This window comes from Salinivibrio sp. ML323, from assembly GCF_001995745.1.
Taxonomy (GTDB): Bacteria; Pseudomonadota; Gammaproteobacteria; order Enterobacterales; family Vibrionaceae; genus Salinivibrio; species Salinivibrio kushneri.
In genome coordinates this window covers 68,224-83,654 of record NZ_MUES01000009.1, presented here as the reverse complement: position 1 = coordinate 83,654, position 15,431 = coordinate 68,224, and the positions used below count along the sequence as shown (strand labels likewise).

General features: G+C 50.5%; 12 protein-coding genes. 3 read left to right on the top strand and 9 right to left on the bottom strand.

All coding sequences use genetic code 11. The features are described 5' to 3' along the window. Window positions 1–352: transposase (locus BZG13_RS08345; protein WP_198935511.1), on the top strand; the 352-nt coding region annotated here is incomplete at its 5' end. Between the two features lie 114 nt (window positions 353–466). On the opposite strand, the gene BZG13_RS08340 is transcribed toward BZG13_RS08345, so the two are convergent. The 4 genes from BZG13_RS08340 to BZG13_RS08325 form a co-directional block, all read right to left on the bottom strand. Further along, window positions 467–1,549, bottom strand: a complete 1,083-nt coding sequence (locus tag BZG13_RS08340; RefSeq protein ID WP_077458731.1) for a ketoacyl-ACP synthase III — start codon at window positions 1,547–1,549, stop codon at window positions 467–469. 123 nt (window positions 1,550–1,672) lie between these two features. After that, the gene (locus BZG13_RS08335; protein ID WP_077458730.1) at window positions 1,673–3,043 is read right to left on the bottom strand and encodes an SLC13 family permease; all 1,371 of its coding nucleotides are present in this window, start codon (window positions 3,041–3,043) and stop codon (window positions 1,673–1,675) included. Window positions 3,044–3,273: 230 nt separating this feature from the next. Continuing rightward, complete coding sequence (locus BZG13_RS08330; RefSeq protein WP_069362436.1) at window positions 3,274–3,945, bottom strand: SanA/YdcF family protein; 672 nt, start codon at window positions 3,943–3,945, stop codon at window positions 3,274–3,276. Window positions 3,946–4,064: 119 nt separating this feature from the next. Then, window positions 4,065–5,756, bottom strand: coding sequence for an NAD-dependent malic enzyme (locus BZG13_RS08325; RefSeq protein ID WP_077486280.1), 1,692 nt, complete (start codon window positions 5,754–5,756; stop codon window positions 4,065–4,067). A 480-nt stretch (window positions 5,757–6,236) separates the two neighbouring features. Here BZG13_RS08325 and BZG13_RS08320 point away from each other — a divergent pair, with 480 nt between their 5' ends. Further along, window positions 6,237–6,974 (top strand): substrate-binding periplasmic protein, encoded by a 738-nt coding sequence (locus tag BZG13_RS08320; RefSeq protein ID WP_077486279.1) that lies wholly within the window; start codon window positions 6,237–6,239, stop codon window positions 6,972–6,974. Window positions 6,975–7,087: 113 nt separating this feature from the next. Here BZG13_RS08320 and BZG13_RS08315 read toward each other — a convergent pair whose 3' ends face one another. The 3 genes from BZG13_RS08315 to BZG13_RS08305 form a co-directional block, all read right to left on the bottom strand. Next, window positions 7,088–7,570 carry a YajQ family cyclic di-GMP-binding protein gene (locus BZG13_RS08315; protein ID WP_077486278.1) on the bottom strand — a complete coding sequence of 161 codons (483 nt, stop codon included), beginning with the start codon at window positions 7,568–7,570 and terminating at the stop codon, window positions 7,088–7,090. Between the two features lie 52 nt (window positions 7,571–7,622). Then, entirely contained in the window at window positions 7,623–8,678 is a 1,056-nt protein-coding gene (locus BZG13_RS08310; protein WP_077486277.1) for a 3-deoxy-7-phosphoheptulonate synthase, read from the bottom strand. Window positions 8,679–8,847: 169 nt separating this feature from the next. After that, entirely contained in the window at window positions 8,848–10,317 is a 1,470-nt protein-coding gene (locus BZG13_RS08305) for a protein adenylyltransferase SelO (protein ID WP_077486284.1), read from the bottom strand. A 182-nt stretch (window positions 10,318–10,499) separates the two neighbouring features. Between BZG13_RS08305 and BZG13_RS08300 the strand changes: the two genes are divergently transcribed. Beyond that, the gene (locus BZG13_RS08300) at window positions 10,500–11,333 is read left to right on the top strand and encodes a CvfB family protein (protein WP_077486276.1); all 834 of its coding nucleotides are present in this window, start codon (window positions 10,500–10,502) and stop codon (window positions 11,331–11,333) included. A 242-nt stretch (window positions 11,334–11,575) separates the two neighbouring features. Here BZG13_RS08300 and BZG13_RS08295 read toward each other — a convergent pair whose 3' ends face one another. Then, a complete protein-coding gene (locus BZG13_RS08295; RefSeq protein WP_077486275.1) occupies window positions 11,576–14,212 on the bottom strand; it encodes a PqiB family protein in 2,637 nt (878 codons plus the stop codon). Then, entirely contained in the window at window positions 14,175–15,428 is a 1,254-nt protein-coding gene (locus BZG13_RS08290; RefSeq protein ID WP_077486274.1) for a paraquat-inducible protein A, read from the bottom strand. The genes BZG13_RS08295 and BZG13_RS08290 overlap by 38 nt, the downstream gene beginning before the upstream one ends. Between the last annotated feature and the right edge of the window lie 3 nt (window positions 15,429–15,431).

Below are 15,431 nucleotides of genomic sequence, written 5' to 3'. Positions count from 1 at the left end.
AAGTAAGACCATGCAAAAGGTCATCACGCGTCATCTTTACACTGATGCAGTAGAGCGTGCCAATGAAATGCGACTGTCTCGTTATGGCAAAAAGATATACAAGCGACGAAGTGAGACTGTGGAGCGAAGCTTCGCCGACGCCAAGCAGCATCATGGACACCGCTACGCACGCTTCCGAGGGCTTGCAAATGTGCAAATGCAATGCTGGCTGGCGGCGGCTGCTCAAAACATCAAGAAGATAGCGTTAGTGGTGAGCTATCTAAGAAAATGTGGCTTTAACATGGCGGATATAAGGCAAATACTGGCTTCTATCCGCCAATTTGGGCGTTGGTCGGTAGCGACCACTCTCTAACAAAAAAATATCGCGATCACGGCCTACGGCCGCTTATCAAAAAGAACCCCGCCTAAAAAGGCGGGGTTCGTCAGCAATCTGAAGCCGACGAACGTCGGCTTTGTGTGAGCGATTTTATTCTGGTTTTTTGTTCTGACAATGGCGGATGGCGTTGTCGAGTAACTCAAGTGCCGTTTTGTCCGTTGGCGGTAACGCCGCATCAGACTCGGCGATCGGTGTTGTACGCTCGCCCCAACGGATTAATCCTGCGCCCCATGTCAGGCCAGCGCCAAATGCCGCGGTGAGCAGCTGGCTATGTGGCTTGACCGCCCCTTGCTCAACTGCTTCGCACAAAGCGATGGGGATCGTAGCTGCTGAGGTATTGCCATAGCGCTGGATATTAATAAACGCCTTATCTAACTCGATGCCAGCGTGCTCACATAAGGTTTCGATAATCCGTTTGTTGGCTTGGTGTGGCACGACCAGATCAATACCGTCAGCATTGAGCTGATTCCGTGTTAACACCTGATTCGCCGCTGATCCCATGCCTTTAACCGCGCGTTTAAAAATATCACGGCCGATAAAATCAAACGCAAAATAGCCATTGTCCGGGTCGAAGCGATCCATTGCGGTGCCAAAGGCAGGGATCGCGAGTACATCACGGCCTGCTGGGTCGCAACCAAGTTGTGCATCAAGTAGCCCCACTTCTTGCTCGCTTTTGCTTACCACGACGGCGCCGGCACCATCACCAAATAGCACGGCGGTATCGCGTTTGCTCCAATCCAAATACCAGGTTAAATGCTCTGCGCCGATAATGAGTGCATGCTGATAATGGCCAGCTTGGAGCATCTTGGTTGCGGTCTCTAACCCGTATAAAAAACCGGTACAAGCGGCATTCATATCAAATGCCGCGGCACGAAGTGCCCCCAAGTTGCCTTGCACTTTGGAGGCAATATTAGGGATCAGGGTATCTGGTGAGCAGGTCGCTACAATCAACAGATCGAGCTGGCTTGCTTCAATCCCTGCTGCCGCTAACGCGCGTTGGGCGGCAACAGTGGCGAGCTCAGAGGTTTCGACATGACTCACTCGGCGTGCTTCAATGCCTGTGCGTGAGCGAATCCATTCATCATTGGTCTCTAAAATTGTGCTGAGATCGTCATTGCTCAACACCGCGGGCGGAAGACACTTCCCCCAGCCTGTAATTTCTGCAAATGCCATAGTTAGTTACGGGTTGTTTAGCGTGGCGCTAGTGTAAACCTGAAACTCGGATGAAACAATTTTGATGGTCGATAAGGCGTGAAAAACACTACCTGGCGCAAACACCAGGTAGTGGGAGAGTGATTACCAGAATAGGCGAGTGAAAATCGCCAAGACCGCAATACAAACAATGTTGAGATATAAGCCAACACGCATCATATCACGTTGCTCTATATGCCCTGAGCCAAACACAATGGCGTTTGGTGGCGTGGCAACGGGCAGCATAAAGGCACACGACGCGGCAATCGCGATCAGCGCAGAAAGTGCGACTGGCGACACGCCCAATGCTTCGGCGATGGTGGCAAAAACCGGTACCAATAATGCGGCGCTGGCGGTATTGCTCGCAAACTCAGTCAAGAAGATCACGAATGCCACCACGCCTAGCATGGTGAAAAATAGCCCAGATCCTGTCAGTGCATTGCTCAGGTGGTTGGCGAGAAACAAACTCGTACCGGTTGCTTTGAGCACATTGCTCAAGCAAATTCCGCCGCCGAAGAGTAACAGCACGCCCCAGTCAGCGGTTTTTTCGACTTCTTTCCATTTTACAACCCGCGTCGCCCCCAGCAAGACAATCGCAGATAACGCCACAATGGTGTCAAATTTGCTCAGGCCACCGAGCATGGCATTCAATGGTTTACTGAAAATCCAAGCGCTGACGGTCAGTGCGAAAATCACAAGCGTGATCACGCGAGGTGTGCTCCAGGTGAAGTCACGCTGATCCGCTTCAAAACGGTGGTTAAGGTTCGGCTTGGTCAGTGCATACAAGACGATAACCGCGACGGGGAGCAATATCAGAGTGACAGGCAGGCCTAGTTTCATCCAATCTGCGAAGCTAAGCCCGGCTTCAGCCGCTGCAATCGCATTAGGGGGACTACCGACAATGGTTGCTATGCCGCCGATGCTCGCGCAATAGGCAATACCCAAGAGCACAAACACATAAGTGCCATGATCTTTTTGATTGTTCACCTTGTGTAAAATGCCTAACACCAATGGCAACATCATGGCGGTGGTCGCGGTGTTACTGATCCACATGGAAAGGGCGGCGGTGACCCCAAACAGCATCATCACGGCCACTGACATTTTGCCCTGCGCAATCGTGAGCACTTTATTGGCGATGGCTTGATCGAGGCCTTGGGCCTGCAGCGCGGCTGCCAAGGCAAAGCCACCGAGAAAGAGAAAAATGATGGGATTAGCGAAATTTGACATCGCCGCGGGTGTTTCAAACACGCCAAGCGCGACGGCCATAATGGGCACCAGGATCGCGGTGATGCTGACATGAATCGCTTCAGTCAGCCATAGCACGGCAATGAATATCAGTAGACTCAGGCCGGTTGTGACATCTGTTTCAAACGGCAGAGTATTATACAAGATGAAAAACAGGGCAATGTCAGCAAACAAGATCCACGCTTTTCTATCCAGCCCCGGCGCACGGGAGGAAAGGGTTTGCACATCCATAGGGCGTCCTTTTCTTAAACGTTATTGAGTGTTTTTATAATGTTTTACTTTGAGTTTTTAGGTGCTTGATAGGGACAGGGTTGCTGCTATTTGGGTGGCAGTTGGCCGTCAAGCGACGGCTAATATACGCCTAAATAGTCAGTGTGTTAATGGATTGCAGGCAGGTTTTTAAACAAATGATTAAAGTAATGTGAAAATTGTGATTGGGTCGGCACTGGTCGGTACTGGGGTTAGTCCTTCGACGTTGAGACGCCACTGATTGGCTCTTTGGGGCCGGTAAACTTAGGTTTGACGTTGAGAATAAAGCTATCAAGTACCGCTTTGGTTCTCGCTAATACTTCCCTAGCGCGAATTTTGACCCCTGCCCAGCCTTGCGGACTCGGTACGGCGTAACAAATAGCATCAATATTGTTTACATCGGCGAGAAACAACGCACGCTCGCAATGAAACTGTTGGCTGATCACAGTGTAGCGCGCCAAACTGAAAACGGTTTTTGCACGGACAACAGAGTCCAGCGTTCGAAAGCCAGCATAGTCTAGGTGAATTGTCTCTTCCGGGATCCCTGCTTGACGTAAATCTCGCTTCATCGTCCAGGGCTCATTATACGAGCGGTGCGCGTTGTCGCCGCTGAGCAAAAGGTGCTGAATCTTACCTGCATGGTATAACGACTCCGCCGCTTCAATCCGATAGGTGTAATAGGGATTGGGGGTTTTACCAATGTACTTGCTGGTTCCCAGAACCAAGCCGACTTGCCGAGCGGGTAGCGTCTCAGCGTGTTGATAAACCCGGCCTTTGGCGTTAACTGTGATCGCGATATCACTGGCAGCCATCACGATAGCGGTGACCACAGTAAACCCAATCAATGTGAAAATCGCCTGACGAAAAAGGCGCTGGAGAGCCATGGTGCGTTTTATTACCTTTGCGAGCATTAAGCCGCACTCGGGGTCACGTGTGCGGGCAAGTAGGTGGAATAATAGCAAAAAAAGCGCCTGGGTAGACGCTTTTTTCTGTTAGGTTCGCGTTAAAAAGAGGTCCGTTTATAAGCACGATATTGCGGTGACCAAAAGCTCTCTTCAATACGCTTTTTAAGCGCCTCGTCAGACAGTTCTGATGCCACCCCCTCAGTGATCGCTTCTTTTGCTACCGCAAACGCGATGCGTTTTGATACCTGAGTGATATCTTCTAACGACGGTAGTAGGGCGCCTGTGCCACGCTTGGCTAACGGCGAGCACTCAGCTAAAGCACGTGACGAGGCCATCAGCATGCCATCTGTCACCCGGGAGGCGGCGACGGCTAACACGCCCAGCCCGATGCCTGGGAAAATGTAGCTGTTATTACATTGCGCAATAGGAAAGGTCTTGCCATTGTCTAAACGGACAGGCTCGAACGGGCTGCCGGTGGCAACCAGTGCTTGACCCTCTGTCCAGCGCAGAATATCAAAGGGCGTCGCCTCTACACGGCTGGTCGGGTTAGAGAGAGGGAAAACGATAGGACGTGGGCAATTGGCATACATTTCTTTCACCACGTCTTCGGTAAATAATCCAGGTGCGCCAGAGACACCGACCAACACGGTCGGTTTCGCATTACGCACGACATCGAGCAATGAAATGTTACTGTCTTCTAACTGCCAGTGGCTGAGCGCCTCGTTCTTTTGCACCAGTCGTTGCTGAAAGTCGAGTAAGTTAGGCATGGCATCGATTAACAGTCCCCAGCGATCGACCATGTAGACACGTGCGCGGGCTTCTTGGTCGGAAATCCCTTCAGAGACCATTTGCGCGATGATCGCTTCGGCAATACCACAGCCCGCTGATCCCGCGCCCAAAAATGTGATGCGTTGTTCGGAGAGCTTGGTACCTGCCGCCTTACACGCCGCAATCAAGGAACCAACCGTTACCGCGGCGGTGCCTTGAATATCGTCATTAAAGCAGCAGACGCGATCCTTATAGCGCTCCAGGATCGGCATAGCATTTTTTTGCGCAAAGTCCTCAAATTGAATCAAGGCATCTGGCCAGCGACGCTGCACCGCTTGGATAAACTCTTCAATAAAGGCATCGTACTCTTGTCCACTTATACGGGTGTGACGCCAGCCCATGTACATGGGATCGGAAAGACGTTGTGGGTTGTTGGTACCGACATCCAGCACGATCGGGAGTGTGTAGGCTGGACTAATCCCGCCACAAGCCGTGTAAAGCGATAACTTACCAATCGGGATGCCCATGCCGCCAATGCCTTGATCGCCCAGGCCAAGGATACGCTCCCCATCGGTGACCACAATCACTTTGACGTTGTGACGTGATGCGTTGTTGAGCACATCATCAATGCGATCACGGTTAGGGTAAGAAATGAAAAGCCCGCGGCCTCGACGATAGATATTGGAGAAGTTCTCACAGGCTGCTCCTACCGTCGGGGTATAGATGATAGGCATCATCTCGGTGATGTGATTGGAAACCAACCGGTAAAAAAGCGTTTCGTTGGTATCTTGGATGTTGCGTAGATAAATATGCTTGTCGATATCGTTCTCGAAACGTTGATATTGCTGATAAGCGCGCTCCGTCTGTTCTTCGATTGTCTCGATGGCGTCAGGCAGCAAGCCTTCGAGGTTGAAAAACTTACGCTCTTCGACGCTGAATGCGCTGCCTTTATTCAACAATGGTGTTTCTAGCAAGGCCGGTCCCGCATAGGGAATATAGAGAGGACGTTTTTGGTTATTCATGAATGATCAGACTCGATATTGTCTTTTAATTAGGTCGATGATGAGTATTGGGCGTTATCTGGTGCCTTCGTGGCAAAAATGATCCCTTGCGAAACGCTGTAAAGGCGTTGGTCTGCGATAACCCATAACTACGCTGTAATTGGGGACAAAGTTTAGGCATGAATGGTGACCTAATTCAACTTTTTTACTTGATTGTGCGGGTTCGGCAGAGGCATATGAGGGCGCGTTTAAATTCGTAATCAGCGCTGAAGGGCTCTTTTTTGTCTTTTTATTCAAACGGTTGTGTATAGAAAAAACGGAAGTTAGATCACAACCTCTAGCAAAACTGCGCACGGGATATGGAAGCTGACTACACTAAAAGTAGTAAGTGAATCGCGATAAGGTCATGCCTTGTTCGGTGCCACTTACCCTATTTGGTACGAGCGAATAATAATAATGTTGGCTAGGCATGTTTAATGGAAGGTTAAAAGAGGTAGTCCAATGAAGTCACTCATTGCCGCCAGCTTGCTGGTTTTTTCAACCACCACAGTCGCTGCAAACTTAGGCGAACTGGATTACATCACTGAGGTGTATCCGCCGTTCAACTATGAAGAGCGCGGTGAATTAAAGGGGATTGCGATTGATTTTCTCGAAGCTGCGACAGAAGCAGCGGGCGATCCGGTGAGCCGAGATCAAGTGAAAATTCAGCCATGGGCCCGTGGTTATGCCACAGCACTGTCTGAGCCCAATACGGTACTGTTTTCAACCACGCGGACGGATGAACGGGAAGATAAATTTAAATGGGTTGGGCCGATTACAGACACTAAAATTGTGGTCTGGGCGCCTAAAAGCAAAGGGATCACTATCGACAATGCGAGTGACTTTGCCAATTATAAAGTAGGCGTTGTACGCGATGACGTCGGCGAGCACTTGTTACGCTCAATGGGGGTCGATGAAGACGCGCTGCGCTTGTCGCCAAAAGCGGATTTACTCGCTAAACAATTGGCGGCGGGCCGTGTCGATATGTGGGCTTACGAGGAAAACGTCAGTGCCTTTATTATGAGCCAAAACAATATTGATACCAGCCAGTTTGAAGTGGTTCATGTCTTGGATGAGTCTCAGCTCTACTATAGCTTTAGTAACAACACGCCAGACAGCTATATTGAAAAGCTACAAGCGGGCATTGACCAAGCGACCGCAGATGGCACGCTTGAGGCCATCAAAAGCAAGTACAAGTAACGCAGTGCGAGTGTTGTCACGAAAAAGCGCTTAGCGATACACGTACCGCCGGATAAAACGGGCCTAAGTCTAATAGGCCCGTTTTTTTATTGTATCGATAAAAGGGCWTTGGGTTAGTCGCGAAAGTTTTCAAATTGGAAAGGCTGCTCAAAGTCACTTTCCTTGATTAATTGAATCACGGCCTGTAGATCATCACGCTTTTTGCCGGTGACACGGACTTGCTCGCCTTGAATCTGGGTTTGCACTTTCATCTTGGCATCTTTAATCGCTTTGGTGATCTTCTTGGCGACAGGCGTTTCAATACCGTTTTTAAACTTCACTTGTTGATAAAAGGTTTTGCCAGAGTGGACCATGTCTTGGGTTTCCATTGCGCGTGCGTCAACGCCACGCTTGGCGAGGTTACTGCGTAACATGTCTATCATTTGGTTAACCTGAAAATCTGCTTCAGCTGTTACTTTCACGGTTTCTTTATCAAGTTCGAAGCTGGCCTCGACACCCCGAAAGTCGAAGCGAGTTGCAAGCTCTCGGTTGGCATTATCCACTGCGTTTTTTAGCTCAACGTTGTCAATTTCAGAGACAATATCAAATGAAGGCATAGTCTTTTCCTAATTGGGGCATGAGTCAGTCACGCCGATAAATCGTCAGTCATTATGAGTTGTTGCGCGCCGCGACGGCATCAGCCAGTTGTGCAAGCAAGCGCTCGGTATCGGCCCAACCCAGACAGGGATCAGTGATCGACTGGCCATAAACACGTGATTGGACGTTACCCATGGCTTGATTACCTTCTTGTAAGAAGCTCTCAGCCATGATGCCAGCAATCGCTTGTTCGCCATGACGGATCTGTTCAGCCACATCGGCACACACATCCAGTTGGCGGCGATGTTGTTTTTGGCAGTTACCGTGGCTGAAGTCTATCACAAGCTTGCGAGGCAATTTGAAATCGCTCAGCGTTTGCGCAGCGGCTTTCACATCGTCGGCGGCATAGTTCGGTTGATGACCGCCTCGCAAAATGACATGCCCATCTGGGTTGCCTGCGGTGCGATAAATGGTCATGCTGCCATTTTTATCGGGCGAGCAGAAAAGGTGTGATTCTCTGCTTGCGCGAATGGCATCGACCGCAATACGGATGTTACCGTCAGTGCCATTTTTAAATCCTACCGGGCTCGATAGCGCAGAGGCCATCTCGCGATGGATTTGTGACTCCGTGGTACGGGCACCAATCGCGCCCCAGCTGATCAAGTCGGCAATGTACTGACCCGTGATCATGTCTAGGAATTCAGTGGCGGTCGGGAGACCCATTTTGTTGATATCTAACAGTAGCTCTCGTGCGGTGAATAGCCCTGCACGTATGTCTCCGCTACCGTCAAGGTGCGGGTCATTGATGAGACCTTTCCAACCAACCACAGTACGTGGTTTCTCAAAATAGGTGCGCATCACCACCAATAATTGATCGGTGTATTTGTCCGCCAGGGTTTTAAGTTTTTCCGCATAATCACGGGCCGCATCGGGATCATGGACGGAGCAGGGCCCAACAATCACGAGAAGCCGCTGATCGTCGCCATTTAGAATGCGACTGATCGCCTGTCGAGCGGCGGTGATATGGTGAGCAACACTGTCGCTGATGGGGTGGGCAGCTTCCACCTCTGCGGGCGTGGGCATGGTATCGACCACGCGTGTTCGAAGCTCATCGGTTTTCAGGGGCATAGAGGACAGCCTTCCTCACATCTTATTCTGTTGCGAAGCCAGTAAGATAGCAAAAAACGCCGCCCATGAAAGCATCAATGTGACATCTGTTGGATTTTTCTTATTAGAATGCCCTCTTGGTTGGGCAGCGTGCGCCTCGGCCAAATAAATGGCGGAAGCGCACAATGTTTTAGGATGAGCAGCTTAGCGTCAAATCTTTCTCATCATCATTGGGGCGTTGGGAAAGGTGGTCGAGGTCGCTGTGTGATCGAAAGGGGTCAGCCAGAACACGCATTAAATCGTGCGTTGGCTGCATGTCGCCTTGTTCTGCCGCCTCGATTGCTTGTTGGGCCAAATAATTACGTAAAACAAATTTAGGGTTGGTGGCCTGCATGCAAGTGAGGCGAGTGTTGTCGTCATGCGCCGCTACCCGTTGGTGGTACTCGCTTAACCAAGCCGTTAATGTGTCAGCATCTGATACGAGGTCGTTAAACTGGCTGAGTGTCTTTGCGCTTAACAACGCATCTTGTGTGATGTGGCTGAGCCTATGAAAGAACAGGGTATAATCGACACGTTGAGACTCGAGCAACGAAAAGAGGGCATTGAACAACTCACTGTCTCCTTGCTGTGCATCGGAGATCCCGAGCTTATTGCGCATTACCTGACTATAAGCAACTTGGAGGTGATGCTCGTAACCGCCGAGAATGTCGTTAATCACGTCACTTTCAAGCAGCGGCGTAAAGGCGTAGCCAAGCGCAGAGAGGTTCCATAGCGCAATGGCCGGTTGCTGATTAAAGGCATATCGCCCAGTGTAATCAGTGTGGTTGCAAATATTACTCGGATTGAAATCATCCAAAAAAGCATAGGGGCCATAGTCGAAGGTCTGGCCTAAAATCGACATATTGTCGGTATTCATCACCCCGTGATTAAAGCCGACTGCCTGCCACTGGGCAATCATTTCTGCCGTGCGTTCGACAATTTCCTGTAGCAATGCGGCATAGGGCGTCTCGGCCTCGGCAAGCTCAGGGAAGTGGCGTGCAATGACATAATCAGCGAGAGTGCGCAGCGCATCGTGCTGTCGGCTGTAAAATAAGTACTCAAAGTGGCCAAAACGCACGTGGCTCTCAGTAACGCGAAGCAGCGTTGCGGCGGTCTCGATACGTTCGCGCATCACCGGGGTATCGCTGGTGGCCATGGCTAATGCTTGTGTGGTGGGGATGTTGAGCCCCCTCATGGCGGCGCTAGCGAGATACTCACGGAGTGTCGAACGCAATACCGCTCGACCATCGCCGTGGCGGCTATAGGGAGTTTTTCCCGCCCCTTTCAAATGCCAATCCCAGAGTGTGCCTTTATCATCACGCCACTCCCCCAATAACACCCCACGGCCATCACCGAGTTCAGGGTTATATTGACCAAATTGGTGCCCTGTGTATTTCATTGCAAAGGGTTGGCGGCCCGCAAGCGGCGCCTCCGCAGACAGAATCGCTCGAAAGCTTTCACTGTGAATGTCTGCCGTCGTTAATCCAAGCTCATCAGCCAGTGCGGCGTTGTATGTTAGAAGCCGGCCATTGTCGAGGGGAGTGGGTTTCACTGCATTGCCAAAAGCACTGCCTAGCTGGCTAAAGCTAAACCGAATGTGTTCACCATCAAATACTGCCATATCTTCCCCCTTGGTTTTATGGTGTAAGCCTAACAGCTTAGCGGTGGCTAACAAGAGATAGAATGTAGGGATATTCGCTGGCATGGTTTGGCGTTTTTTTCCTCACCCGCAACGCATTTCTTCCACATCTGAAGGACAAATTGCGTATACTCACAGGCATTATTTTTTACAGCACTGAGACAATGATTAAACTAGGCCAATACAACACATTGACGGTAGTGAAGCAGGCAGACTTCGGCGTGTTTCTTGATGGTGATGAGTTCGGCAATATTTTGCTGCCAACTCGGTACGTCCCTGAGGATACCCATATCGGCGACGAGCTTAATGTGTTCATCTATTTTGACTCCGAAGATGACATTATTGCCACCACTGAAACGCCGTATGTGCAAGTGGGCGAGTTTGCATCGTTGCGCTGTGTTGGTGTGAATTCGGTCGGGGCTTTTGTCGACTGGGGGTTAAGCAAAGATTTATTAGTGCCCTTTAGCGAGCAACGTACGCGCATGGAAGAGGGTAAGCCTTATGTGGTTCGCGTATACACGGATAAAGCCTCGGGCCGTATCGTCGCTAGCCGCAAATTCAACAAGTTTATCAGCGACGAAAAGCCGCGTTTAAAAGCGGGTGACAAAGTGTCGGTCATCATTACGGATATCACTGATCTCGGCTTTAAGTGCGTGGTGAATAATCAGTACTGGGGGCTTATTTATCGCGCTGAAGCGTTCGGGAAGCTGTTTATCGGTAAAAAGCTCAGTGCCTTTGTAAAAACCGTGCGTGAGGACGGCAAAATCGATCTTGCCCTACAAAAGCACGGCAAGGCGCGGGTTGATGACCTGAGTGACAAAGTGATGAAAACGCTTGAGAGCAAAGGGGGCTTTCTACCACTCAATGATAAGAGCTCGCCGGACGCTATTTTTTCTCTCTTTCGTACCAGCAAGGCCACGTTTAAAAAGACGTTGGGCGGACTTTACAAGCAACGTAAAATTCGTATCGAAGCGGACGGGATTTACCTGAACAAGTGACGGTGTCACTTTATAAGCGCAAAAAAATACCCGGAACGTCCTGTTCCGGGTTCAGGGAAAAGGCTCAAAGAGCCATATGCCAATATTTAGGTTGTGATTACTAAAGTGTAGTCTATCAATAACGGCTTGCCAGTTTGTGACACGACTTTGTGGAATAAACAGTATTATCAGGGGCCTAGCGAGTAAGCCAAGGTCCCTGATTTGCTGTTAAAGCGCCTATCGATGGTCACTTTGTACGGCGTTTATGGTGTTGGAATAGCGGTTCGCCATTCTCGCCATACTTTTTTGCTCTCACTGTGCAACAAGAAATGGCGATGATTATTGGCCACCGGCTGCAAAGGTTGATCGTCTGGGGTTGAGAAAGCAATACCGCCTTTCAGCAAACTATCAATGGTGCCACTTTTTAGATCCGCCCCTGTCAGGCCGATGGATACATCGACCCCGGACTCGTTCCAAAATACCGTGTTTTTACGAACCAGGTGCGCATACTGGGGCGCGACTTGTAGCTCGAAAATGACTCGGTCAGATAGCTCGCCTAATTTAACGCTAGAGACGATACCCACTTCTATATCGCGATGTAACACGGGTGTGCCAGGGGCGATAGAGTGGCGAGCGTCACTCTCCAGGATGAGTGTCAGCCCTTTTGGATATTTGGGCGAGTCATGGAGAGTGAATTGTTGGGTGAAGTCACCCTCGCCGGGGACCACCGAGATATAGGTGCCAAATAGTGAGTCCAAGTTCTCTGTTTTAGTGAGGCTGAGGACGGGTTGAGTGAGCCAGAAATAGCTGCCGGTGCGCGCAAGCGCATTTTTGTATTCAGGGTAGAGACGAGCCTGAATGGTCACGTTTTCGTGGTCGAAGTCGGGGCTTAGGGTGATCACTTCGCCAACATCGACTCCTTGATAACGGATCGCGCTGCCCACTTTCACCCCGTTGGCCTGGTCAACCGTTAGCCTGATATCAACACCGTATTGGGCGGCGTCTTGCTTTGAGGGATAAAGCTTCCAATCGCCGTTTCGTTGATTACTGATGCCAGGCATGGTGCCGAACGCGATACCGCCGTTAACCAGTGACCGCAACGAGCCTGTATTAATTTCGACGCCGCTGAGGTTAGCTTTGATATCCAGCCCAGATTGATTCCAAAATACGGTTTGCGGATTAATCAGATGCTTATAGCGATTATTCACCGCGATGGCGATAGACACACTGTTGCCGTTCAGCTGATACCCTTCGACGTGGCCGACCACAAAGTTACGGTACATCACCGGGCTGCCTTCGCTCACACCGGGCATACGACTCGCCACTAAGGTAAAGCGTGTTTCACCGCGGGCATCTTGCTTGGCGTGCTTCGCTTGGATAGGGGAGGTGTACAGTGGATACGTCTTCTTAACGCCTTTTGCCCCTTCACTGGTAAAGCTTAAAGCCGGATCGGCAATTTGCTCCATCGCTGGCACGACCACATTGAGACCATCACCACTGAACTCGCCCGTGATCCCACCGAGAATAAAAAACTGCGATTGTTGCTTCACCAAATGGCGGTATTCTGGGTAAATGAGCAGCTTCAAAGTGACAGTGTCACTTTCGTTAAGCCCGACACGGTCGATAAAACCCACTTGAATGCCACGATGTAATACTTTGGTGTGGGGAGTTAAGCCGTAGGCATCGTCTGCGGTTAAGGTGACCGTGAGGGCATTGGCCAGTTGCTTTTGCTGTTGGTGCCAAGTGCGGGCAGTAAAGATATCGTCAGGCATCGCGGGATCAGCATCTGCCGAACCAGGCTGGATCGCCAAGTAGTTGCCGAGGACTAAATTCCCCAGGTTCTTTAGTCCATCAAAACCAATTTGTGGCTGTTCTATCTGAAAATAGGTGTCTTGGTTGAGCAGCCAGGTCATGCTGGGGTCAATGTGCGCGGTCGCGACAGGCTGCTGTTGCTGTGCGTCGATGTCAATATGGGTAATTTCACCGATTTCTAACCCTTGATAGGTGATCTTCGTCCCCGCGCCGGGCAGCCCATGTTGTTCAGGGAGCGCTATTTGTATCGATTGACCGCGTGCAGCCTGTGAAAGGCTTTGATAAAGCTGGAAAGGGCGACCTTCTTCAAGTGTTGGGCTTGCTTTCGGGGAGTCGAATGCAATGCCACCGGCAATCAAGCTCGCCACACTCTCGAGCTGCACGTCAACACCAGACACATCAACATTGGCTGTTACACCACTGATGGACCAAAAGCGTGAGTCTTGTTTGAGTAAATGCGAGAATGGCGGCTCAATTAACGCGGAGAGCGTCACCCCTTGCGAATCTTGATCAAGCCGGTAACTGTAAATTTCGCCGACACGAATTTTCCGATAGTAAATCGGCGAGCCGACATTGAGTGATCCTAATGTCGGTGCGTGTAGCTTGACCGTTGTGCCGGCTTTATCGGCGATGTCTGTCGGTGGTTCGTCACGCGCAACAAAGGATAGGCTGGGGTCGCCGCTACCCGGTTGTAAGGCAATATAGTTGCCTGAGACCAAGGTTTCGAGGCCGCTGATGCCAGTGATTGAGGCGCGTGGTTTCACAAGCCAGAACTCGGTGCCACTGGTGAGCAGTTGTGTTGCTTCTGGATAGATATTGGCATCAACATAAATGCCGTCCAAGTCATCCGCGAGTGTAATATTGCGCACCTTCCCCACTTCTAATCCTTGGTAACGGATCGTGGTTTGGCCAGCTTCTAATCCTTGCGCATCGCTAAACACAATTTGAATCCGCTGCCCCGCTTCACTGATGGATTGAAATAGCAGCCAAGCGGCCATCAATAAGGCTAATACAGGCAGTATCCATAGAGGAGACAAGCCATAGCTGCTTTTAACGATCGGTGAGGGTATGTCTTGTTTGTCGCTCATGATGATCCCATATCAAACGCGTATCCAGAAATTCAGTGGCAAGCATGGTTAATACCACGACCAAGCCGAATGCAATGGCACCCGGTCCAGGCATAAAGTCCATAATGCGACCACGATCGACTAAGGCGACCATAAACGCAATCACGAATAAATCCATCATCGACCACTTTCCAATCCATTTCACGCCTCGGTATAGCCACATATGTTGACGTGGTGTGATGGCGGTAGTGCACCGTAAGCTTATTAATATCAAACTTAGCCCTAGTATCTTTGCAACGGGCACGACGATACTGGCAGTAAAAATGATCGCAGCGATGCCTGGCATCCCATTATTAATCAGACTCGCGACCCCAGAAAAAATGGTGTCTTCAAGTCGAATGCCGTTGGAGAACAAAATGGAGATTGGGAACAGGTTGGCCGGAAACAGAAAAATGGTCGCGGTGATCAAACAGGCCCAGGTTTTTTGTTCGCTGCGTATCAGACGAGGATGAAGCACTTGGTGGCATCGGTGGCATCGAGTGTCTTGCTTGACGGTTTGAGTCAGCCCACAGTGGTCGCAGCGCACCAGTGGCGCATTATTGGGCAGCGGCGTTGGCTGTGCAAACGCATCCCAATATCTTTGCGTATTGACCCGCACCAGTAAAACCGATAGCAAGATTTGTATCGTCGCATAGCAGGCAAGCCCTACGGAAAAGTGCAGGGTGGCGTAATCTTGGATTTTAAAACAGGCGATGGCTAAGCTAACCATTAAAACATCCGCCATCACCCAGTGGCGGCTGTGCGCAATCACGCGCACCGCTGGACGAAACCATCGGATAGATTGTCGGCGTCGAGAGAGGTGCAGCACCAATAAGGCACAGGTAAATAAAAGCGGTGCGAATGACGCACAGAATATGACGAGGCTGGCGACAAATGGAAATGAAGACCAAAGTATCTCGGCACCGGTAAGCACGGATGTGGTGATGGTTTTTCCCAGTAAATCGATGGAAAGGAGTGGCAGAAGGTGAGCGGGCAGAAACAGCACCAAAATCGTCAGCGCTAAGGCTATTTCCCCATTAAAAGATAGCCGCCGTCCGTGTGCGAGCTTGGTGGTGCAGCGTGGACAGATCGCTAGGTGATCGGAGCCTGTTTGGCACGGTTGTAACACCAGATCGCACCCCGAACACCTCGTTAAAGGTGGAGACGTCGCCCACGGTTTGTCTGGTGATTGTGTCATGGT